Annotated in this window: 1 protein-coding gene; it reads right to left on the bottom strand. The window is 72.0% G+C overall.

The features are described from left to right. Positions 1 to 328: hypothetical protein (locus ACEN88_RS34905; RefSeq protein WP_413347008.1), on the bottom strand; the 328-nt coding region annotated here is incomplete at both ends.

A 328-nucleotide genomic window follows, 5' to 3' on the forward strand; every position in this document is an offset into this window, starting at 1 on the left:
GATCACGCAGCGCGGCCAGGCGCTCGAGGTAGTCGTTGCGCTGCGTGATCAGGGCCGGCAGCGGCGCCAGGATGGCCGTGGTGGCCGTGAGCTTGCGCGTGACGTCGGCGCGCCCGTTGCCGGCGAGGGTCTGGACCAGCTGCGCCGAGCTCCAGAATGCGTGATCGTTCAAGGTGGTGGAGGTGCGGATGCCCAGCTGGACGTCGAACTCGCGCGCCAGCAGGCCGATCACGATGCGCCAGCCCGGCTCGGCGTGGCCGTCGGCCAGCGTGGCCGCCTGCAACAGGGCGTTGTCGGCGTCGCGCTGCAGGCCCAGCTGGTGCTGCAC

Origin of the sequence: Massilia sp. CT11-108 (assembly GCF_047302915.1) — a bacterium.
GTDB lineage: Bacteria > Pseudomonadota > Gammaproteobacteria > Burkholderiales > Burkholderiaceae_D > Telluria > Telluria orientalis.